Below are 21400 nucleotides of genomic sequence, written 5' to 3'. Positions count from 1 at the left end.
CCATGACGACGGCCGGTCCCTCTCCCGTGGTACCTCCGAAGGGTGTGCTGCCGCGCGGCGTTTTGGCTGGATATGCACTTGGTTCGCTGGTGACGGGCGCCTTCGGTACCGTGCCGGGTTTGCTCCTTCTGCCTTATCTGACCGACACGCTCGGCGTGGCGGCCGGCGTGGCGGGCCTGCTCGTGCTCGCCCCGAAGGCGTGGGACGTCCTGGTCAACCCGGTGGCCGGCCGCATCTCTGACCGCAGCGGCTCACGGCGGCCGTTCCTGCTGGCCGCGGGCCTCGCCCTGGGCGTGCTGTTCGCGGCCATCTTCCTGGCGCCGTTCCCCGGCAGCGCGGCCTCCGGCGCCTACGTCGCGGTCGCGTTCCTCGCCGCGGCCACCGCGTTCGCGTTCTTCCAGGTGCCCTACGTCGCGATGCCGGCCGAGCTGACCGACGGCTACGCGGAGCGGACCCGCCTGATGACCTGGCGGGTCGCGGTCCTCGCGCTGGCCATCCTGATCTCCGGCGCGCTCGCGCCGCTGGTGGTCGAGCTGACCGGCGGCGGACGCGAGGGACATCGGTGGTCCGGCGCCTTCGTCGGCGCGCTCATCGTCGCCGGCACTCTTGCCACCTTCTTCGGTACGCGCAAAGCACAGTCCCGCACAGCCGGCGAGTCGGAGCCGAGCCTGCGGGCGCAACTGCGTGTGGCAGCCGGCAACGCGCCGTTCCGCGCCCTGCTGATCTGCTGGGTGGTGCAGGCCGCCGGGATCGGCACCATGCTGGCCGGCGTCAAGTACTTCGCCGACCACATCCTGAACCAGCCTTCCGGCGCGACCTTCCTGTTCGCCGCGTTCGTCGGCCCGGCTCTGCTGGTCATGCCACTGTGGACCAGGGTCGGCCACCGGCACGGCAAGCTGCGCTCCCTGATCGCCGCGTCGCTGCTGTTCGCCGGCGGAGCGCTGATCCTGCTGGCCGCCCCGGCGCTGCCCGCCGTCGCCGTCTACCTGCTCGTGGCCCTGATCGGCGTCGGCTACGCCGGGCAGCAGGTCTTCGCGCTGGCCATGCTGCCGGACTGCATCGCCTACGACACCGAGCGCACCGGCCGCCGCCAGGCCGGCGTCTTCACCGGCGTGTGGACCGCCGGCGAGACCCTCGGCCTGGCGCTCGGCCCGGGCATCTACGCGCTGCTGCTGCAAATTTTCGGGTACGCGTCCTCGGCCACCGGCGAGGCGGCCGGCCAGACCGGCACCGCCCGCCTCGGGGTCCTGCTCGGCTTCACGGTCGTCCCGGCGCTGTTGGTCGGAGTCGCGGTGGTCCTTCTGCGCGGGTACGACGAACGGATAACGTCTCGGGCATGATCGACGCGTTGCCGGACAAGGGCGTACCGGGCGAGCAGATCCTCGCCGAACTGCGCGAGATGCGTGGGGCTGACCTGCCCACCCACGGCGGGCGCCTGTTCGCGTACGTCTACGACCCGGCCGTCGACGGGCTGGACGAGCTGGCCCGCGCCGCGCACGCGATCAGCTCCCAGGTCAACGGCCTGGACCCGACCGCCTTCCCGTCGCTGCTCGCGATGGAGAACGCGCTCGTCGGCGCGGCCGCCCGGCTGCTCGGCGGCGATCAGGACACGGTCGGGAGCGTCACCAGCGGTGGCACGGAGTCCCTGATCCTCGCCGTGAAAGCGGCCCGGGACGCCCATCCGGAGATCGCCGAACCGCGGATCGTCATCCCGTCCACCGCACACGCGGCATTCGCCAAGGCAGCCCATTATCTGCGGGTGAGTGCGGACGTCGTACCCGTGCGGGATCTGCGGGCGGACCCGCAGGCGATGGCCGCCGCAGTCGGCCCGGACACCGTGTTGATCGCGGCCTCCGCACCCAGCTATGCGCACGGCGTCGTCGATCCCGTCCCGGAGATCGCCGCGATCGCCGCCGGGCGCGGCATCCGATGCCACGTCGACGCCTGCTTCGGTGGCTGGATCCTGCCCTATCTGCGCCGCCTCGGCGCCGGCCTGCCGGCTTTCGACCTCTCCGTGCCCGGCGTCACCAGCATCTCGGTCGACCTGCACAAATACGCCTACGCGCCGAAGGGTGTGTCGGTGCTGCTGCACCGCACCGAGGAGCTGCGGCTCCCGCAGTATTTCGCGTACGCGGACTGGCCCGGCTACACGATGATCAACCCGGTGATCTCGTCCACCCGGTCCGGTGGGCCGATCGCCGCCGCCTTCGCCACCCTGCGCTCCATCGGCGACGCCGGTTACCTCGCGCTGGCCGAGCAGACCCGCGAGGCGGTGGAGATCCTGGCCGCCGCGGTCACCGCTACCGACGGTGTCCGGCTCTACGCGCCCGCCGAGACCAGCGTCGTCTGCCTGGCCTCCGACGGGGCCGACCTGTTCGTGCTGGCCGACGAACTGGCGGCGCGCGGCTGGCACACCCAGCCACAGATGGCGTACGCCGGCCTGCCGCCGACCATCCACCTGACGGTGACCGCCTCGGTCCGCGCCACCGCCGGCTCGTTCGCCGCCGACCTCGCCGCGGCGACCACGGCCGCCTCGGCCCGCGGCCCGGTCGAGCTGCCGCCGTTGCCGCCGCTCACCCCGGAAATGATCACCCCTGACCTGATCCGCGGCCTGGCCGAGGGCCTGGGGCTCGGCGCCGGCGACTTCTCCCGGATGGCCGCCGTGAACACGCTGCTGAACGCCGCCCCGCCGGCCCTGCGGGAGGCGCTGCTGACCGGCTTCCTCAGCCTCCTGCAGCGCCCCACGACGCAATGACGCAATCATTGCGTCATTGCCACTAGACTGGGCCGGCCGGGCAATGGCGTGGCAGTCCCGTCTACGTGACGGACCCCCGCGACCCGAGCGTCGCCGCGTACACCGCACCCGACGCGAAGCTGGTCCCCGGGCTGATGGACGAACTGGTGACGTGGCTCGACACCGACGACGGCAGCCACCCGCTCGTCCGGGCCGCCATGGCGCATCTGCACCTCGTGTCCATCCTTCCCTGGGCCGACGGCAACGGCCGGATGTCCCGGTCCCTGCAGACCCTGTTGATCGCCCGGGAAGGCGTCCTCGCCCCGGAGTTCTCGTCGGTCGAGGCATGGCGGGGACGACCCGGCAACACCTGGGACTACTATCGCGAACTCCAGCGCCGCGGTGCCACGTACCTGCCGGACCAGGACGTCTCCAGCTGGATCCGGTTCAACCTCACGGCGTACCACCAGCAGGCGCAGACGGTGCGGGGCCGGATGAACCGATCCGGTGCGGTGTGGGAGCTGCTCGGCTCCTTCGCGAGTGCCAACAGCATCGACGCGCGAGTCGTCGCCGCCCTGCACGACGTCGCGGTCGTCGGCCGGATCCGCCGGGCCCGGTACGAGCAGGCCGAAGGGCTGACCGTGCAGCAGGCGCAGCGGGATCTGCGTGACCTCGCCGCCGCCGGTCTGCTCGAGCCGGTCGGTCGCACCCGGGCCCGCTACTACGTCGAGGGCCCGCGCTTTCCCGAACAGGTGCTCGAGGTGGCGCGCACGCCGATGACCCTGACCCAGCCCTATCCGGATGCGTTAGGTTGACCGGATGGCCCTACCCGGAGTGCTCGGTGAACCCATCCGGTTCGTGCTGAACTGGGGGCGCCGCTATTCGCTGTGGGTGTTCAACTTCGGGCTGGCGTGCTGCGCCATCGAGTTCATCGCGTCGAGCATGAGCCGGCACGACTTCATGCGCCTCGGCGTGATCCCGTTCGCGCACGGTCCCCGCCAGGCCGACCTCATGGTCGTCTCCGGCACCGTGACCGACAAGATGGCGCCGGCCATCAAGCGGCTCTACGACCAGATGCCCGAGCCGAAATACGTGATCTCGTTCGGCTCCTGCTCGAACTGCGGCGGGCCGTACTGGGACTCCTACTCGGTGACCAAGGGCGTCGACCAGATCATCCCGGTCGACGTCTACGTGCCGGGCTGCCCGCCGCGGCCGGAAGCGCTGCTGCACGGCATCCTGCGCCTGCAGGAGAAGATCGCCGCCGAGCAGTCCGGCCCGGGCGGCGTGCACCGCCCCGACCCGCTCGCCCTCACCGCCCCGCTGGTGAAGCCCCCCACCCCAAGCGTGTGAACTTCCCGCTCGCCGAGCCACCCCTGAGTGTGTGACCTTGCGGCTCGATTCGAGCCCTGACTTCACACGCTGGTGTTGTGGGCGCTCAGGCGGTGAGGATGTCGCGTGCGCCCTGGCGGAGCAGGGCCGCCGCCACCGAGGTACCCAGCACCACCGGATCGGACGCCCACTCGTGCACGTCCAGCACCGTCTTGCCGTCGAGGCTGATCACCCGCGCCCGCAGGCTGATCCGCCCGTCCGGCTCGGTCCGTGCGTAACCGGCGATCGGCGACTGGCAGTTCCCCTGCAGGATGTGCAGCATCGTGCGCTCGGCCTCGGTCTCCCGCGCGGTCCGCGGGTCACTCAGCGCTGTCGCGATCTCCAGTGCCTCGTCGTCGTTCTGCCGGCACTGGAGCACCAGCGTGCCCGAGCCGACCGCCGGCACGAACGTGTCGATGTCGATGGCCTGCGTGATCCGCCCCGCCTGCTCGATCCGGTGCAGCCCGGAGACGGCCAGCAGCAGCGCGTCGTACTCCCCGGCGTCCAGCTTGGCCAGGCGGGAGTTGGCGTTCCCGCGGATCGGCACGGGGACCAGGTGCGGCCAGTGCAACGCGAGCTGGGCGATGCGGCGTACTGCCGAGGTGCCGATCCGTGAGCCCGGGGGAAGATCGTCGATCCGGGTGCCGGCCGGATGCACCAGGCAGTCGCGCACGTCGTCGCGTTCCAGGTAACCCGCGAAGATCGTGCCGGCCGGCGCGGGCCGGTCACCGGGCACGTCCTTGACGCAGTGCACGGCCAGGTCGGCCCGGCCGTCGAGCAGCGCCTGGTCGACCTCCTTGGTGAAGGCGCCCTTGCCACCGAGGTCGGCCAGCGAGCCCTGCCACCGGTCGCCGCTGGTGGTCAGCGGGACGACCTCGACGGTCAACTCCGGCCGGCGGGTGGCGAGCATGCGGCGGACCCGCTCGACCTGAGCGAGCGCCATCGGTGAGGAACGGGTCCCGATCCTGAGCAAACGGGAAGCGGACATAGCGGGAAGCGTATCCCCTGCCCGATGATCGATGAGTAACCTCACCCGCATGGGCTCACCGTCGCGTGCCGACTTCATCATCGACGTCCTGACCCGTGAGTTCGGCGACCTGATGGCGCTGGACCCGGCCGCGTTCCGCCGCAAGTTCCGGAAGATGGCGGCGTCGCCCTTCGCCTTCTACCGGGGCAGCGCCGCGCTCTTCTACGCGGACCTGACCGCGGATCACCGTGACGACAGTTACCTCGACGAGCGCACCAGCCGGGTGTGGATCCACGGCGACCTGCACGCCGAGAACTTCGGCACCTACATGAACTCGTCGGGCCATCTGGTCTTCAACGTCAACGACTTCGACGAGGCGTACGTCGGGCCGTTCTCCTGGGATCTGAAGAGGTTCGCGGCGAGCGTCGCGCTGATCGGGTACGCCAAGGCGCTCTCCGACGACGACATCACCGCCCTGGTCACGAAGTTCGCCGGCTCCTACCTCACCGAGTTGCGGGCGATCGCGCACGGTGGGGACGACGCGATCGGCTCGATCACCCTGGCGAACGCGGACGGCGTGCTGCGCCGGGTGCTGCAGGAGGCGCGGCTCAACACCCGGGTGGACCTGCTGGCCACGCAGACCACGATCGACGACTACGAGCGGCGGTTCTCTCTCGGCGAGGGCGTCTACGAGGTCGACGACGCGGCTGCCGCGAAGGTGCGGGAGGCCTTCCGGCAATACCTGGGCACGCTGCCGGAGACCACCCGCCCGGTGTCGCACCACATCAAGGACATCAAGCTGCGCAAGGGCGTGGGCATCGGGTCGGCCGGCCTCCCGTCGTACAACCTGCTGCTCGAGGGGCACACCGAGGCCCTGGAGAACGACGTCGTCATCTACATGAAGCAGGCCCAGGTGCCGGCGGTGGCCCGGTGGATCGACGACGAGCGGGTCCGCGGCTATTTCCGGCACCAGGGGCACCGCACCGCCGAGTCGCAGCGGGCCCTGCAGGCGAACGCCGACCCCTGGCTGGGCTTCACCGAGCTGGACGGGGTCGGTCAGCTGGTCGCCGAGGTCTCGCCGTACGCCGCCGATCTGGACTGGTCGGACGTGAACGAGCCGGCCGAGCTGGCCGGTGTGATCGCCGACCTGGGCCGGGCGGTGGCCCGGATGCATTCGGTCGCCGACGACGAGTCCAGTCACGACCTGGTCGACTTCTCCACCGAGGAGGCGATCGTCGCGGTGGTCGACCAGGACGAGGCCGGTTTCGTCCGGCATCTGGTGGAGTTCGCGCATCGGTACGGTGACCAGGCCCGCGACGACCACCAGGACTTCGTCGACGTGTTCCGCAACGGCCGCCTCCCCGGCCTGTGAGTCAGTAACGCTCGAGGACCGTCGCCACCGCGCTGCCGTCTCCCGCCTGGGGGTCCGGGACGATGTCGTAAAAGAGGCCGTGCGTGGCGGCGTAGGTCACCGATGCCTCCTGTGGTTCCTCCGGCGAGCACCGCGCCGTGACCTCGTCGAATGTCTTGCTGTCCCCGTCCCGGCCGGAACCGGCGACGAGGGTGACGGCGCCGAAGCCCAGGCAGACCACCCGGACCCGGTACCGGCCCGGTTCGATGGCGCGGTCCTCGTAACCGGTGCCGCTCTCGACGAGGAACTGGGAGCCGCCGCCCAGGTGGGTGCTCCTCTTCGGACCGAGAGCGTCCGTGGCGGCCTGCTGCCATCGGGATCTGTCCTTCTGGCTCAGCACCAGCGCGTACCCGACGACTGCCCGGTCCGCTCCGGACACCTCCGGCTCGATCGTCAGGGTCAGCCGGCCGCCCGGCTCAGGGACCACCACCTCGAGCGGCAGGTACGGCCGGGACCCGGCCTCGCAGGCGATCGTGGATTCGACAACCCAGGGACTCTGCCCGGGCACGACACTGGTCGCCGCCGTGACATACATCTGGCCGGCCCCGAAACAGTTCAGGCGCAGCTCGTAGGTGCCGCCGAGCAGTTCGTGCTGCCGCTGCCAGGAACGGGACAGGTCCGTGAAGATCGGGCTCACTTCCGTGCTCTCGGCCCCTAGACCCTTGGTGACCTCCTCGGCGAGCACAGTCTCCGGGTACCAACCCATCGCCGGGGGCGCCGCCGCGGGCACCGATCCGCCACTCGGGCGCACCACGGCGACCAGGCCCGCCACCGCCAGCACCGCGACCGCGGCCGCAGCCGAGAGAACGGCCTGCCGGCGCCGGGCAGCTTTCCGCAGTGGTGCCGTGCCGGCCGGGCGGACGGTGGGCAGCGTCTCGGCCCGCAGGTCCGCGAAGAGCTTCTCCAACTGGTCGGTCATTCCGCACCTCCGGCGCTGTCGGTGGGGCTGAGCTGGGCGGCGAGCGCGGTCCGCCCGCGATGCAGCCAGGATTTGACGGTGCCGGCGGCGACGCCCTCACGCTGGGCGATCTCGCCGACGCTCATGTCGGCCAGGTAATGCAGCACCAGGGCCCGGCGGTGCGCGTCCGGCAGGTCGCCGAGCGCGGCGATCAACGCGACCCGCTCCGGGCCGGGCCCGTCGGACCGCGGCTCGGCGACCCGCTGCCGGCGCAGGAAACTCAGCGCCGTTCGTGCCCGCCGCCACCGGCTGACCGCGAGATTCCACGCCACCCGCCGGATCCAGGCGACCGGATCGTCGTACCCGGCCACCCGGTTCCACCGCACCAGCGCGCGGTAGAACGCCTCCTGGACCACGTCGTGCGCTTCCTGGCGGTCCCCGAAATACGCGTAGAGCTGCACGGTCAGGTCGGCGTAGTGCGCGGCATAGACGTCGTCGAACGCGGGCGGGTCGTGGCGCATCTCGATCCGCGTCTCCGTCCCGAGCCTGGTCATCGCTGTCACAGCGACTACACGCCGGCGTCCGGCGGCCGGTTGCGGCCCGGCCGCCGATTTCTCACTTCTCCCGGATCCAGGCCCAGGACACCAGAGCGTCGGCGGGCTTGCCGGAGCGGTACCCCATGAAGGTGGTGACCCGCTCGTCCACCCGCCCCACCTCGAACTCCTTGCTGCTGGCCTGCCACCGGCACGGCAGCGTGGCGGAGGCGACGGTACGCCCGCGGTGATGGATCTCCAGGACGAAGGTGCCCGTGCCGATGCAGGCCATCGCGATCCGGTACCGGCCGGCGGCGACGCCCGGCGCCTCCACGAACGACGGCTCGATCACTCCGGTGCGCATCGAGGACGCGGCCCGCACCGTCCGGCCCTCGAGGTCGAGGGTGCGGGCCGGGTCCATGGTGTTCCCGTTCCAGTCCCGGGCGTCGATCGGGCGGCCGGTGTCGGTGATGACCTGATAGGCGAAACCGGACCGCCCGGCTGCCTGTGCCGCGTCGGCCAGCCGGAACCGGTATGCCTCGTTCGCGCCGGTCATGGCGAACAGCACCTGGGCCGGGACCGGGTCGGCGGCGCAGTCCACGCTCACCCGCGCGGCCTCCACCCACCCGGTGGTCGGGTTCCGCCTGCCCTCCACGAGCAGCCTGATCCGGCCCTCGCCGGCGCAGGCCAGCCGCAGGGTCAGATTTCCCAGGTACTGCTCCTTCTGATCGCGGCGGTAGTCGCCGGTCACCGGTGCGGCGACGTCGATCACCGGCGCCGAGGTGGCGCTTTCGGTGAGCTTGCGCTGGGCGAGCCGGGCCCGGCCGGCGGGGTCGGTGGGCAGGCTGGGCGCGGAGGTGGCGGCCACGGGTGGTCCCTGCCGTCCGGCCGGTCCGCCCACCAGGGCGACGCCGCCGGCGATCGCGAGGACCACGGCGCCGGCCGAGGCCACAGCGGTGGTGACCCGGCGCCGGCGAACGGTCCGCCGGGCCGCCGCAGCCCCGGGCGGCTGAATCTGGTGTACGGCCTCCGCGCGCAACCCGGCGAAGAGGTCGTCCAGGGCGTCGGTCACAGCGGACCCCCGTTCAGTTCGGCGGCGAGAGTGGTGCGGGCCCGGGACAGCCACGAGCGGACCGTGCCCTCGGGAACCCGCTCCCGTTCCGCGATCTCGGCCACGGTCAGGTCGGCCAGATAGCGCAGCACCACCGCCCGGCGCTGCCCGGACGGCAGCTTGGTAAGCGCCGCGAGCAGGGCGACTCGTTCCGGGCCCGGTCCCTCGGTGCTCGGCTCGTCGGTCCGCTGCCGGCGCAGGAAGGTGAGCGCGGTCCGCGCCCGGCGCCACCGGCTGACCGCCAGGTTCCAGGCGACCCGGCGGATCCAGGCGACTGGGTCCTCGTAGCGGGCGATGCTGTCCCAGCGTGTCAGGGCCCGGCAGAACGCCTCCTGGGCGACGTCCTGTGCCTCCTGCCGATCGCCGAAGTAGGCGTAGAGCTGCACCGCGAGGTCGGTGTAACTCGCGGCGTACACCTCGTCGAAGGTGGGCGGACGCTCAGGAGCCGTGATGGCTGCCTCCGGTTCGGCTGTGGCGGTCACACGGACTACACGCGCGAGCCGCCCACGATGCTGCACCCACCCCTGCGTGTGTGAAGTTGCGGCTCGTATCGAGCCCCAACTTCACACACTCGTCAGCGACCTCCGCGGGTTCGTATCGGCCCGCACCTTCACACACGTGCGGGCGGGACGGGGGCCGGTGCCGGGTGGCGCCGGTCATAGGATGACCAGCATGACGCCCGAAGAGGTCGGTGACCGGCTGGTCGCGCTGCTGGCGACGGAGGATTCCGGGCCCATCACCGCGGAGGTGTCCGGCGGCGGTCCCGGCCACGCCCGCGCCGTGGTGGACGTGCCGGTCGCCCGGTGGTGGTTCGCCGCCGAGGCCGCCCGCGACGCCGGCGCGCTGGGCTGCGACTTCTTCGACTGGCTCTCCGCCGTGGACGAGCTGGACGGCGGCTTCTCGGTGATCGCGCACCTGTGGTCGATCCGGCGGCGGCACGGGTTGCTGCTGCGGACCCGGGTGTCCCGTGCGGAACCGGTGGTGGAGTCGCTGGTGGACCTCTATCCCGGTGCGGACTGGCACGAGCGGGAGACGCACGAGATGTTCGGCATCACGTTCGCCCGCCACCCCGGACTGCGGCCACTGCTGCTGCCGCCGGAGTTCGAGGGTCACCCGTTGCGCAAGGAGTTCGTGCTGGCGTCCCGGGTGGCGAAACCGTGGCCGGGCGCGAAGGAGCCGGGCGAGTCGGAGGGCGGCGCGGCGAAACGGGCCCCGATGCGCCCGCCCGGCGTCCCGGACCCGAACGAGTGGGGCCCGCTCAAGGGCAAGGTGCCACCCCCGGAAACACCGGCCCGCCGCGAACGCCCGGCCCGCCCGGCCGGCGAACGCCCCGCCCGGCCGGTTCGCGCGCCGCGCGCCACGCCTGGCACACCGGGTGACCCCAAGGCCGAGCAGCCGCGGACCGACGGGGAGACCGACTGATGCCCCTCTGGCTGGATCTGCTCGTCCGGGTCGTCGCGGTGATGGCCGCCTTCCTCGTCCTGCCGCTGGTCGTCGGCCAGGCCGAGCACAAGGTGATGGCCCACATGCAGGGCCGGGTCGGCCCGATGTACGCCGGCGCCTTCCACGGCTGGGCGCAACTCGTCGCCGACGGGGTCAAGTTCGTGCAGAAGGAGGACGTGACCCCGCGCGACGCGGATCGCACCGTCTTCCGCCTGGCCCCGATCGTGGCGCTCTTCCCGTACCTCGTGGTGCTGTTGACCATCCCCCTCGGACCCGGCGGCCTCGTCGCCCAGAGCTTGGACATCGGTCTCTTCCTGGTCCTCGCCGTGCTCGGCATCGGCGTCGTCGCCGTGCTGATGTCCGCGTGGGCCTCGGCCAACAAGTACAGCCTGCTCGGCGGTGTCCGCGGCGCCGCCCAGCTGCTCGGTTACGAGCTGCCGCTGGTGCTCGCCGCCGCCAGCGTCGCGATGGCGGCCGGGACGCTGAGCCTGCCCGGCATCGTCGAGGCCTGGCAGCCGTGGTGGCTGATCTGGCAGGCGCCGGCCGCGCTGGTCTTCTTCATCGCCGGGCTTGCCGAGATCCGCCGCCCGCCGTTCGACATGCCGATCGCCGACTCCGAGCTGGTCTTCGGTTACATGACCGAGTACACCGGCCTGCGTTTCGCGTTCTTCCTGCTCGCCGAGTACGTGGGCATCGTGGTGATCGCCGCCCTGACCACGGTGTTGTTCCTCGGTGGCTGGCACGGACCCGTCGAGGACCAACTCGGCTGGCTCTGGACCCTGCTGAAGATCTTCGCGCTGTCCTTCGTGATCATCTGGCTGCGGGTGAGCTTTCCGCGCCTGCGCGAGGACCAGCTCCAGCGTCTCTGCTGGCTGGTCCTGGTTCCGGTCGCCCTGGCCCAGCTGGTCCTGACCGCCGCGGTGAAGATCGCGCTCTAGGAGATCGGCACGTCGATGACCCACGGCTCCCGCACCCGGAGTCTTCCTGCCGACATGCGCACCGTCCGATAGCCGAGCCCATCCGGTGCGAGCCGGTGCACCCGCACCCCGGCCGAGTCGGCCAGCCAGGAGTGCGGAATCCCCGCGGAGGCGTAGACCGCGGGTTTGAGGGCGCGATCGAGATGGTGCGAGCTCTCGTCGACGACCTCGACGACGAGAACGACGTCCTCAGGGTTGTAGAAGGTGGTCGCGCCGGACTTGCAGCCGGCCCGGACAGCGACGAGGTCGGGCACCAGAGCGGTGTTCTCGGCGACTCTGAACTGCACGCCGGGCGCCACGTCATAGGGGTCCGGGCATGTGCGGTGCAGGATCGCGAAGAGGCACATGACCAGTGAGTTGTGGTCGATCGTCGGTGCTGGCCGCAGGATCAGTGCGCCCTGGAGGATCTCGCGCCGCCGATTGTCTTCGGGAAACCTCTCGATGTCGGAGACGGTCCACTCCCCGCTCGGGGGGTACCGGTCCAGACGCATGGTCTGTTGTTACTTGCTCAGCGACTAGATGACAAGGGTGCCGAGCCCGAATCATCCGGTGGGGCGAGGTCGCATCGGGGCGCGCGAGCGGGCAGGATATCCCCTTGTGAGTGAGAACGGCGATCGCATCGCGCCAGGCAAGGGCCTGCTCGACGGGCTCGCCGTCACGTTCAAGACCATGACGCGGCGGTCCACCACCCAGCAGTACCCCGACGTCGAGCCCGATCTGCCACCACGGTCCCGCGGTGTGATCGCGCTGCTCGAGGAGAACTGCACGGTCTGCATGCTCTGCGCCCGCGAGTGCCCGGACTGGTGCATCTACATCGACTCGCACAAGGAGGAGGTCGTCGTCCCCGGCGCGGCGCGGCCCCGGCAGCGCAACGTCCTGGACCGTTTCGACATCGACTTCTCCCTCTGCATGTATTGCGGGATCTGCATCGAGGTCTGCCCGTTCGACGCGCTGCACTGGACGCCCGAGTTCGAGTACGCGGAGACCGACGTCCTGTCGTTGCTGCACGACAAGGACCGGCTGGGGGAGTGGATGCGCACGGTGCCTCCGCCGCCGGCTCACGACGTGCTCGGCGAGCCGTCGAAGGAGGAGGCCACGGCGGCGCGCAAGGCGGCGGGCCCGGGTGCGGCCACTGCCGCCAAGACCGCAAGACCCGCTGTGGTACGACCTAAGCCCACCGCCTCCGAGCCCACCGCGCCGGAATCCACCGCACCCGAGCCCGCTGAGCCCAAGCCCACCGCACCGGAGCCCGAGCAGTGACTGTCGCGGACGTGCTGCTGCTGGCGCTGGGCGCGGTGGCGGTGGGCTCCGGAGCCCTGGTCGTGACCAGCACCCACCTGGTGCGCTCCGGCCTCTATCTGGTCGTCAGCCTGGGCGCGATCGCCGGCCTCTACCTGGTCCTCGGCGCCGAGTTGGTCGCCTGGGTGCAGGTGCTGGTCTATGTCGGCGCCGTGGTGGTGCTGCTGCTCTTCGCGGTGATGCTGACCCGCGCCCCGATCGGCCCGTCCGCCGGCTTGAACCGCCCGGCGCTGCCCGCGGCCCTGATCGGCGGCGGTGTCGGGGTGGGCCTGACCGCGCTGTTCGTCGACGCCTTCCGCTGGGTGGAGCTTCCCGATCCGGAGCCGGGCACCGCCGAGCGGTTCGGCGAGCAGATCTTCGGCGCCTGGGTGCTGCCGTTCGAGGTGCTCTCCATCCTGCTGCTCGCCGCGCTGGTCGGGGCCATCGTCCTCTCCCGGCCGGACATCGGGGCGCGCAAGGAGGACGCCTGATGCACGTCGTCATCCCGTACGTGATCGGGTCGGTGCTGTTCGGCCTGGGCGTCTACGGCGTGCTGCGCCGGCGCAACGCGATCCTGGTGCTGATGGCTGTCGAGCTGATGCTCAACGCGGTGAACCTGATTCTGATCACCGCGGACGTGTCGTTGCGGGCGCACACCGGCGGGGTCTTCGCGCTCTTCGTGATCGTGCTGGCCGCGGCGGAGGTGGGCGTCGGCCTCGCGATCGTGCTGCAGTACTACCGGATGCGGCGGGCGGTGCTGACCGACGAGGTGCGGCTGGACGCCGGGCCGGAAAAGCTGGACGCCGGGCCGGGAGAGCTGGGCGCCGGGCCGGGAGAGCTGGGCGCCGGACGGGAACGGGTGGCCGGGTGAGCGTCGACGTCCTCGGGCCGCTGCTTCCGGTCGTACCGCTGCTGGCCGGTCTGCTCGGTCTCCTGCTGCCGCCGGGCGACGGTGCCGGGCCCCGCCGAAGGATCTCCGCCGGTGTCGGCGTCGCCGGCGCCGGGCTGGCTCTGCTGATCTCGCTGCGCCTGCTGCTGGTGGACGGCGAGCCGTTCCAGACCGGGGTGGAGCTGGTCCGCTTCGGTGATCTCGCGGTCACCTTCGGGGTGGCGATCAACCCGGCGGTCGTCTATGTGACGGTCGCGGTGAGCCTGGTCGCGCTGCTGGTGCAGATCTACTCGATCGCCTACCTGCACGACGATCCGCGGTACGCGCCGTACGCCGCCCAGATCAGCCTTTTCACCGGCGCGATGCTGCTGGTGGTGACCGCGAACGATCTGATCGTCCTGCTGGTCGGCTGGGAGGTGATGGGCGCCTGCTCCTACCTGCTGATCGGCCATGACCGCCGGCTGCCGGAGGCGCCCGCCGCCGCGGTGAAGGCGTTCCTGGTGACCCGGGTGGGTGACGTCGGGTTCCTGCTCGGCATCGCCCTGCTGATCACCGAGGCGGGCAGTGCCCGGCTCGACGACGTGCTCGGCCACGCCTACGACCCGGCCACGTTGACCGCCGCGTTGCTGCTGCTCACCGCCGGGGTGGCCGGCAAGAGCGCGCAGTTCCCGCTGCACACCTGGCTGCCCGACGCGATGGCCGGCCCCACCCCGATCTCGGCGCTGATCCACGCCGCCACGATGGTCGCGGCCGGCGTCTGGGTGGTCTTCCGCACCTTCCCGCTGTTCCAGCAGTCGCCGGCGGCACTCGCCGTCCTCGCGGTGCTGGCCTCGATCACCATCCTGCTCGGGGCGCTCTCCGCCACCGCACAGGACGACCTGAAACGCGTGCTCGCCTGGTCGACGGTCTCCCAGATCGGCTACATGGTGGGCGCGCTCGCGGTCGGCTCGCCCGCCGCCGCGCTGTTCCACCTGCTCACCCACGCCGCCTTCAAGGCGCTGCTGTTCCTGGCGGCCGGCGCGGTGATCCACGCGGTCGGCACCAACCTGCTGTCCCGGATGGGTGGCCTGCGCGAGCACATGCCGCTGACCTTCTGGTCGTTCGTGGTCGGTCTCGGTGCGCTGGCCGGCGTGCCGCCGCTCGCCGGTTTCTGGTCGAAGGAGAACGTGTTGACCGCGGCCGCGCACGCCACCGAGGGCGGCGAGGCGGTGCCGGTCTGGGCCGGGTGGCTGGTCTGGCTGGCCGCGCTGCTCGCGGTGGGCATCACCGCGTGGTACTCGGCCCGGCTGCTCCTGCGCGCGTTCTTCGGGGCTTCCCGGGCGCACGGCCCGGACGGCCCGGCGTGGGAGGTCGGCTTCGACGACGCCCGGTTCCGGCGGCCGGCCGCCCCGCACGACCCGCCGGCCGTCATGGGCCTGCCGCTGGTGCTGTTGGCGATCCCGTCCGCGCTGCTCGGCCTGGCCGCCTTCGCCCCCGGTTTCCGCACCGCCCTGGAACTCGACGATCCGCATCTCGGCGTGGCCGTCGCGCTGCCGATGCTGCTGCTCGCGACCGGGGCCGGCGCCGCGTGGTGGCTCTGGCGGGCGGTGCCCGGGGTGGATCCCGCGGCCGCGCTCGGCCGGGCCGGGCCGTTCCTGGCGTCCGGGTTCCGCCTCGACGAGGTGCAGCACCGGCTCGTCGTGGTGCCGGCCCGGGCGCTCGCCCGGCTGGTGACCGCCGCCGACGAGCGCGTGGTGGACGCCGCCGTGATGGGCGCCGGCGCCGGGACGCGGAGTCTCGGCGGGCTGTTCGCGGCGGCGCACCGGGTGGCGCTGCCGGTCGCCGCGGTCGCGGTCTGTGCCGGCGCGCTGTTGCTGGGCGTCGTGGCGTGGTTGGGGGCTCTCGCGTGACCGGTTTCTGGTTGGTGGCGGTGCTGGTGACGCCCGCTCTCGGCGCCGCGGTGGTCGCCCTGATGCCGCGGGGACGGGACCGGCTCGCCCGGATCGTCGCGACCGGGTTCGCCGCGCTCACGTTCCTGCTGACGCTGGGGCTGACCCCTCCGTCGGAGTACGGGTGGACCTCGTACTCCTCCGGTCCGCCGGTGATCGTCCCGTGGCAGCACGTCCACGTCGAGTGGGTGCCGTCGCTCGGACTCGACTTCCACCTGGGCGTGGACGGCATCTCGTACCCGTTGGTGGTGCTCACCGGGCTGCTCACGGTGCTCTGCTGCGCGTACACCGTCAAGAAGGTCCCGGACGGCGGCTCCGGCCGCGCCCTGGCCGCGCTGCTGCTGGTTCTCGAGGTCGGTGTCCTCGGCACGTTCCTGGCCCTGGACCTGATCCTGTTCTTCGTCTTCTTCGAGGTCGTCCTGCTGCCGATGTACGCGGTGATCGCCGGCTGGGGCGGCCCGCAGCGGCGTGCGGCGGCCCGCAAGTTCGTGCTCTACACCCTGGCCGGCTCGGTCCTGCTGCTGCTCGGCGTGGTCACCGTCGTGGCCCGGGCGGGCACCGGCAACCTGGTCGAGCTGGCCGGCGCCACGCCGCTGCCGCGGAACGTCCAGTTCCTCGCCTTCACGCTGCTGGCGCTCGCCTTCGCGGTGAAGGCCCCGCTGTGGCCGCTGCACAGCTGGCTGCCGGACGCGCACACCGAGGCGCCCACGGTCGGGTCGGTGATCCTGGCCGGGGTGCTGCTGAAGATGGGCACCTACGGCCTGATCCGGGTCGGCTTCGGCGTCGCGCCGGACGCCGCCGTCGCGGCCGGGCCGGTCCTCGGCCTGTTCGCGGTGCTCGCGATCATCTTCGGTGCCCTGATCTGCCTGCGCCAGCGCGAGCTGAAACGCCTGATCGCCTACTCCAGCGTCGGGCACATGGGCTTCGTGCTGCTCGGCATCGCCACCGGCACGGCGACCGGCATCCAGGCCGCGCTGATCGGCAACATCGCGCACGGCCTCATCACCGGCCTGCTGTTCTTCCTGGCCGGGACGATCAAGGATCGCACCGGCACCGGCTCGATCCACCAGCTCAGCGGCCTGCGGGAGAGCGCGCCCCGGCTGGCCGGCCTGTTCGGGTTCGCCGCGATCGCGTCGCTCGGCCTGCCCGGCCTGGCCGGATTCTGGGGCGAGGCGTTCGCGGTCGTCGCCGCGGTCCAGGCCGGCGGGCCCTACTGGCTGACCCTCGCCGCGCTGGCGGCGGCCGGCGGAGCCCTCACCGCGGCCTACTTCCTGCGCCTGCTCCGGCAGGTCACGCACGGCCCGGCCACCCCCGCCGTCCGGGCCATGCGCCCGGCCGTCAGCCTCACCGAATGGTTCGCCTGGGCGCCGCTCGTCGTGCTCACGGTCGCCGTCGGCCTGTTCCCGGCGCTCGTGCTGGCGAGCACGGCCGAACCGATCACCGGACTCCTGGCAGGTGCGCCGTGAGCAGTCAGCAGATCAGCCACTTCGCGCTGCTCCCGCTCTACGCCGCCGCCGGCACCGCGATCCTCGCCCTGCTCGCCGACCTGTTCGTGGGCAAGCGCGCGGCGGTGCTCGGCGCGACGCTGCTCGGCACCGTCGCCACCGCTGTCGCCGCCCTGGTGGTGGGCGACGCGGCGGGCACCTTCTGCACCCCGGAGGGCGCCTGCTCCTGGCTGCCGGCCTGGCCCGCCGCGGTCGCCGCGGTGCTCTTCGCCGGGCTGACCGCCGGGGTGCTCGCATTCTCGGTCCCGGCGCTGCGGCTCGGGGTGGCCCCGGCCGGTGAGTTCTGCTTCCTGCTGGCCTGCTCGATGACCGGTGGTGTGGTGGTCGGCTATGCCGGCGACCTGATCACTCTGATCGTCGGGCTGGAGACGCTCACGCTGCCGCTGTACGTGCTGGTGGGCCTGCGCCGGTCCGCACCGGCTCCCGCCGCCGTCAGCGCCACCCCCACCTCCACGAGCGCCACCGCCACGAGCGGCACCACCACGAGGGCCACCGCCACCAGCGCCGCCCTCGCTTCCCCCTCCACATCGGTCTCCGCTTCTGACTTCGCCGCCGCTTCCGCCGCGGCTTCGGCCTCCGTGACGTTCTTCCTGATCAGCGTGATCTCCACGGCGATCGCGCTGCTCGGGATCGCGCTCAACTACGCCGCGACCGGCGGCATCCACCTGGAGCTGCTGACCGCCGGCGCCGGCCCGTTCCAGCAGCTGGCCGGGGTGGGCGTGGCGCTGCTGGTGATCGGCCTGGCCTTCAAGGTCGCCGCGGTGCCGTTGCACGCCTGGGCACCGGCCACCTACGACGGGGCGCCGGTGCCGGTGGCCGCGTACCTCTCCACCGCCTCCAAGCTGGGCGGCGTCCTCGCCCTCGCCGCGGTGGTCTCCCGCCTGGAGGCGCGCGGGGTGGTCGTGGTCCTGGCCGTGCTGACGATGACCGTCGGCAACCTGGTGGCGCTCCGCCAGACCCGGATGGTGCGCCTGCTCGCCTGGTCGTCGGTCGCCCAGGCCGGCTACATCCTGGCCGCGCTGGCGCTCGGCGAGGCCGGCGTGACGGCCGCCCTGGCGTACGCGGCCTTCTTCGTCGTCCTGGAGTTCGTGGCGTTCGGCGCCGTGGTGGCGCTGCGGCCGCCGGGCGCCGACGGCGGCGAGGTCGAGGACTACCGTGGCGCGGGCCGTACCGCCCGTCTGCCGGGTGCCGCGCTCGTGCTCGCCCTCGCCGGGCTGGCCGGCCTGCCGCCGGGGCTGGCGGGCCTGTTCGCCAAGGTCTCCGTGGTCGACGCCCTGGTCGACGCCGACTGGACCTGGCTGGCCGGGGTCGTGCTGATCAACGCGGTGATCGCCCTGGCGTACTACGTCCGGGTGGGTGCGGTGCTCTACAACGGGCCCGGCCCGGCGAAGGCCCCGGTGCCCTGGCCGGTCGCGGCCGCCCTGGTCACCGGCATGGCGGTGGCCGTGGTTCTCGGCTTCGCCCCTCAGGCCCTCTTCGACGCCCTGTCCTGAATACCCAGCCGGCTCCCGGGGCCGGCGGTTTCACGGGGTCGTTGTAGCGGGGCATAAGCCCGCCGCAGGCGACCCCCAGCCAGCCAACTCACCAGGGCCAGAAGCTGCCCGGACGCCCAGCACAGCCCTGCGACCAAGCCGCGAACCAAGACCCGGTTCCCCGAGCTGCCCTCACCCACCTAAGACAGAGCCGGTGGGTGAGGGTGACCGAAAGCTTCAGCCCGGCGGTCGCGCTGCGGCCTTGCGCCGCATGCCCGCCGCGTGGATGCCACGGCACGCGCCGGTGCGTCTGGCGACCCCTGGCGCGTACCCCCCGAGGTTGTCACGAATCAAGAAGCCGGCGGCGACCCTCCCGCCTAGCGTGGTCGGCATGCCGACGGAAACGTTCACGGGCTGATTCCGGAGGCCCGACCGGCCTACTCTTATGCCGCCGCCCTCGTGATCCGGATGGAGACCGCCTGATGAGCAAGACGGACGTGATCCGCGTGCACGGCGCCCGGGTGAACAACCTGAAGGACGTCAGCGTCGAGATACCGAAGCATCAGCTCACGGTCTTCACCGGTGTGTCCGGCTCGGGCAAGAGCTCGCTGGTGTTCGGCACGATCGCCGCCGAGTCGCAGCGGTTGATCAACGAGACCTACAGCGCCTTCCTGCAGGGTTTCATGCCGTCGACGGCGCGGCCCGACGTGGATGTGCTGGAGGGCCTGACCACCGCGATCATCGTCGATCAGGAGCGGATGGGGTCGGACCCGCGTTCCACGGTCGGCACCGCCACCGATGCCCACGCCATGCTGCGGATCCTGTTCAGCCGGCTCGGGCAGCCGCACATCGGGTCGCCGCAGGCGTTCTCGTTCAACGTCGCCTCGATCTCCGGCGCCGGTGCGGTCACCCTCAACAAGGGTGGCACCACGACGAAGGAGCGGCGCAGCTTCAGCATCACCGGCGGCATGTGCCCGCGGTGCGAGGGCCGCGGCAAGGTCAACGACTTCGATCTGACGGCGTTGTACGACGACAGCAAGTCGCTGAACGAGGGCGCGCTCACCATCCCCGGCTACAGCATGGACGGCTGGTTCGGCCGGATCTTCCGGGGCTGCGGGTATTTCGACCCGGACAAGCCGATCGCGAAGTTCACCAAGAAGGAGCTGCACGACCTGCTCCACAAAGAGCCGACGAAGATCAAGGTCGACGGCATCAACCTGACCTATTCCGGTCTGATCCCGTCGATCCAGAAGTCGATGCTCGCCAAGGACGTCGACGCCATGCAGCCGCACATCCGCGCGTTCGTGGAGCGGGTGGTGACGTTCACGGTGTGCCCCGAGTGCGACGGCACACGGCTCACCGAGGCGGCCCGGTCCTCCAAGATCAAGGGCATCAGCATCGCCGACGCCTGTGCCATGCAGATCAGTGACCTGGCGGCCTGGGCGCGCGATCTGGACGAGCCGTCGGTGGCCCCGTTGCTGGCGAAACTGCGTCACACCTTGGACTCGTTCGTCGAGATCGGCCTGGGTTATCTCTCGCTGGACCGCCCGGCCGGCACGCTCTCCGGCGGCGAGGCGCAGCGCACCAAGATGATCCGGCATCTCGGCTCCGCGCTGACCGACGTGACGTACGTCTTCGACGAGCCCACCATCGGCCTGCACCCGCACGACATCCAGCGGATGAACGAGCTGCTCCAGCGTCTGCGCGACAAGGGGAACACGGTGCTCGTGGTGGAGCACAAGCCGGAGGCCATCGCGATCGCGGACCGGGTGGTCGATCTCGGTCCCGGCGCCGGCACCGAGGGCGGCACGATCTGTTACGAGGGCACCCTGGAGGGTCTGCGGTCCAGCGGCACCCTGACCGGCCGGCACCTGGACGACCGCGCCTCGATCAAGGAGACGGTCCGCACCCCCAGCGGCAAGCTGGAGATCCGCGGCGCGAACGAGAACAACCTGCGGAACGTCGACGTGACGGTTCCGCTCGGCGTGCTGGTCGTGGTCACCGGGGTGGCCGGCTCGGGCAAGAGTTCGCTGGTGCACGGTTCCATTCCGGCCGGCGCGGGGGTGGTCTCGATCGATCAGGCCGCGATCCGTGGCTCGCGGCGCAGCAACCCGGCGACGTACACCGGTTTGCTCGAGCCGATCCGCAAGGCGTTCGCGAAGGCCAACGGTGTGAAACCGGCGCTGTTCAGCGCCAACTCCGAGGGCGCCTGCCCGAACTGCAACGGCAACGGCGTGATCTACACGGATCTGGCGATGATGGGCGGTGTCGCCACCCCGTGCGAGGTGTGCGAGGGCCGGCGGTTCGAGGCGTCGGTGCTGGATTACCACTTCGGCGGCAAGGACATCAGCGAGGTGCTGGCCATGTCAGTGGCCGAGGCTGAGGAGTTCTTCGCCGATTCCCTGCCGGCGGCCCACAAGATCCTGCGGAACCTCGTGGACGTCGGGCTCGGCTACCTGCGCATCGGCCAGCCGCTGACCACGCTTTCCGGCGGTGAGCGGCAGCGCCTCAAGCTGGCCACGCACATGACCGACAAGGGCGGGGTCTACGTTCTCGACGAGCCGACCACCGGCCTGCACCTGGCCGACGTCGAACAGCTGCTCGCCCTGCTGGACCGGCTCGTCGACGCCGGCAAGTCGGTGATCGTCGTCGAGCACCACCAGGCCGTGATGGCGCACGCCGACTGGATCATCGACCTCGGTCCCGGTGCCGGGCACGACGGCGGCCGGATCGTCTTCGAGGGCACCCCGGCCGATCTGGTGGCGGCGAAGTCGACCCTCACCGGGAAGCACCTGGCCGCCTACGTTCAGTGAACTCACAGCGCGCTCCCGGATGACCACATAGGTGTCCGGCGTTCTCTTGACTGCGGGCCACAAGCCCCGTCAG

At 71.5% G+C, this 21400-nt stretch carries 20 protein-coding genes; 14 read left to right on the top strand and 6 right to left on the bottom strand.

The features are described 5' to 3' along the window. Positions 1-2: 2 nt before the first annotated feature. The 4 genes from AC0NH5_RS27175 to AC0NH5_RS27160 all read left to right on the top strand — a co-directional run bounded on the left by AC0NH5_RS27175 (position 3) and on the right by AC0NH5_RS27160 (position 4084). Positions 3-1340 (top strand): MFS transporter, encoded by a 1338-nt coding sequence (locus tag AC0NH5_RS27175; RefSeq protein ID WP_474409079.1) that lies wholly within the window; start codon positions 3-5, stop codon positions 1338-1340. Beyond that, a complete protein-coding gene (locus AC0NH5_RS27170; protein ID WP_474409077.1) occupies positions 1337-2755 on the top strand; it encodes a pyridoxal phosphate-dependent decarboxylase family protein in 1419 nt (472 codons plus the stop codon). The genes AC0NH5_RS27175 and AC0NH5_RS27170 overlap by 4 nt, the downstream gene beginning before the upstream one ends. Positions 2756-2820: 65 nt before the next feature. Then, positions 2821-3549, top strand: coding sequence for a Fic family protein (locus AC0NH5_RS27165; RefSeq protein ID WP_474409074.1), 729 nt, complete (start codon positions 2821-2823; stop codon positions 3547-3549). Between the two features lie 4 nt (positions 3550-3553). Continuing rightward, the gene (locus AC0NH5_RS27160; protein WP_474409071.1) at positions 3554-4084 is read left to right on the top strand and encodes an NADH-quinone oxidoreductase subunit B; all 531 of its coding nucleotides are present in this window, start codon (positions 3554-3556) and stop codon (positions 4082-4084) included. An 85-nt stretch (positions 4085-4169) separates the two neighbouring features. Here AC0NH5_RS27160 and hemC read toward each other — a convergent pair whose 3' ends face one another. Then, positions 4170-5090: a hydroxymethylbilane synthase gene (hemC, locus tag AC0NH5_RS27155; protein WP_474409069.1), complete on the bottom strand. Its 921-nt coding sequence runs from the start codon at positions 5088-5090 to the stop codon at positions 4170-4172. Between the two features lie 49 nt (positions 5091-5139). Between hemC and AC0NH5_RS27150 the strand changes: the two genes are divergently transcribed. Then, entirely contained in the window at positions 5140-6441 is a 1302-nt protein-coding gene (locus AC0NH5_RS27150; RefSeq protein WP_474409066.1) for a DUF2252 domain-containing protein, read from the top strand. A gap of 1 nt (position 6442) precedes the next feature. On the opposite strand, the gene AC0NH5_RS27145 is transcribed toward AC0NH5_RS27150, so the two are convergent. The 4 genes from AC0NH5_RS27145 to AC0NH5_RS27130 form a co-directional block, all read right to left on the bottom strand. Continuing rightward, a complete protein-coding gene (locus AC0NH5_RS27145) occupies positions 6443-7399 on the bottom strand; it encodes a hypothetical protein (protein WP_474409064.1) in 957 nt (318 codons plus the stop codon). After that, a complete protein-coding gene (locus tag AC0NH5_RS27140) occupies positions 7396-7932 on the bottom strand; it encodes an RNA polymerase sigma factor (RefSeq protein ID WP_474409062.1) in 537 nt (178 codons plus the stop codon). The genes AC0NH5_RS27145 and AC0NH5_RS27140 overlap by 4 nt, the downstream gene beginning before the upstream one ends. 61 nt (positions 7933-7993) lie before the next feature. Beyond that, positions 7994-8983, bottom strand: coding sequence for a hypothetical protein (locus tag AC0NH5_RS27135; protein WP_474409059.1), 990 nt, complete (start codon positions 8981-8983; stop codon positions 7994-7996). Then, a complete protein-coding gene (locus AC0NH5_RS27130; protein WP_474409056.1) occupies positions 8980-9504 on the bottom strand; it encodes an RNA polymerase sigma factor in 525 nt (174 codons plus the stop codon). Before AC0NH5_RS27130 ends, AC0NH5_RS27135 begins: the two co-directional genes overlap by 4 nt. 190 nt (positions 9505-9694) lie before the next feature. On the opposite strand from AC0NH5_RS27130, the gene AC0NH5_RS27125 reads away from it, so the two are divergent. Continuing rightward, entirely contained in the window at positions 9695-10444 is a 750-nt protein-coding gene (locus tag AC0NH5_RS27125) for an NADH-quinone oxidoreductase subunit C (RefSeq protein WP_474409054.1), read from the top strand. Further along, positions 10444-11403 carry an NADH-quinone oxidoreductase subunit NuoH gene (gene nuoH, locus AC0NH5_RS27120; RefSeq protein ID WP_474409051.1) on the top strand — a complete coding sequence of 320 codons (960 nt, stop codon included), beginning with the start codon at positions 10444-10446 and terminating at the stop codon, positions 11401-11403. Before AC0NH5_RS27125 ends, nuoH begins: the two co-directional genes overlap by 1 nt. Here the strand turns inward: nuoH and AC0NH5_RS27115 are convergent. Further along, on the bottom strand, positions 11400-11933 hold the full coding sequence (locus AC0NH5_RS27115) for a Uma2 family endonuclease (RefSeq protein ID WP_474409048.1): 534 nt from the start codon (positions 11931-11933) through the stop codon (positions 11400-11402). The two genes, nuoH and AC0NH5_RS27115, sit on opposite strands and share 4 nt — an antisense overlap. A 106-nt stretch (positions 11934-12039) precedes the next feature. On the opposite strand from AC0NH5_RS27115, the gene AC0NH5_RS27110 reads away from it, so the two are divergent. From AC0NH5_RS27110 to AC0NH5_RS27080, 7 genes are all read left to right on the top strand, one after another. Beyond that, positions 12040-12702 carry a NuoI/complex I 23 kDa subunit family protein gene (locus AC0NH5_RS27110; protein ID WP_474409046.1) on the top strand — a complete coding sequence of 221 codons (663 nt, stop codon included), beginning with the start codon at positions 12040-12042 and terminating at the stop codon, positions 12700-12702. Further along, positions 12699-13211 (top strand): NADH-quinone oxidoreductase subunit J family protein, encoded by a 513-nt coding sequence (locus AC0NH5_RS27105; RefSeq protein WP_474409044.1) that lies wholly within the window; start codon positions 12699-12701, stop codon positions 13209-13211. Before AC0NH5_RS27110 ends, AC0NH5_RS27105 begins: the two co-directional genes overlap by 4 nt. Then, entirely contained in the window at positions 13211-13591 is a 381-nt protein-coding gene (gene nuoK / locus AC0NH5_RS27100; protein ID WP_474409041.1) for an NADH-quinone oxidoreductase subunit NuoK, read from the top strand. The genes AC0NH5_RS27105 and nuoK overlap by 1 nt, the downstream gene beginning before the upstream one ends. Then, positions 13588-15498, top strand: coding sequence for an NADH-quinone oxidoreductase subunit 5 family protein (locus AC0NH5_RS27095; protein WP_474409037.1), 1911 nt, complete (start codon positions 13588-13590; stop codon positions 15496-15498). The genes nuoK and AC0NH5_RS27095 overlap by 4 nt, the downstream gene beginning before the upstream one ends. Before the next feature lie 62 nt (positions 15499-15560). Then, positions 15561-17003 carry a complex I subunit 4 family protein gene (locus tag AC0NH5_RS27090; protein WP_474409349.1) on the top strand — a complete coding sequence of 481 codons (1443 nt, stop codon included), beginning with the start codon at positions 15561-15563 and terminating at the stop codon, positions 17001-17003. Further along, positions 17000-18535, top strand: coding sequence for an NADH-quinone oxidoreductase subunit N (locus tag AC0NH5_RS27085; protein WP_474409034.1), 1536 nt, complete (start codon positions 17000-17002; stop codon positions 18533-18535). The genes AC0NH5_RS27090 and AC0NH5_RS27085 overlap by 4 nt, the downstream gene beginning before the upstream one ends. Before the next feature lie 461 nt (positions 18536-18996). Continuing rightward, positions 18997-21327 carry an ATP-binding cassette domain-containing protein gene (locus AC0NH5_RS27080; protein WP_474409031.1) on the top strand — a complete coding sequence of 777 codons (2331 nt, stop codon included), beginning with the start codon at positions 18997-18999 and terminating at the stop codon, positions 21325-21327. Positions 21328-21400 lie beyond the last annotated feature (73 nt).

Source organism: Actinoplanes sp. 13, from assembly GCF_056134165.1.
Note: the sequence above shows the minus strand (reverse complement) of the source record. Positions and strands in the feature narration are given on the sequence as shown.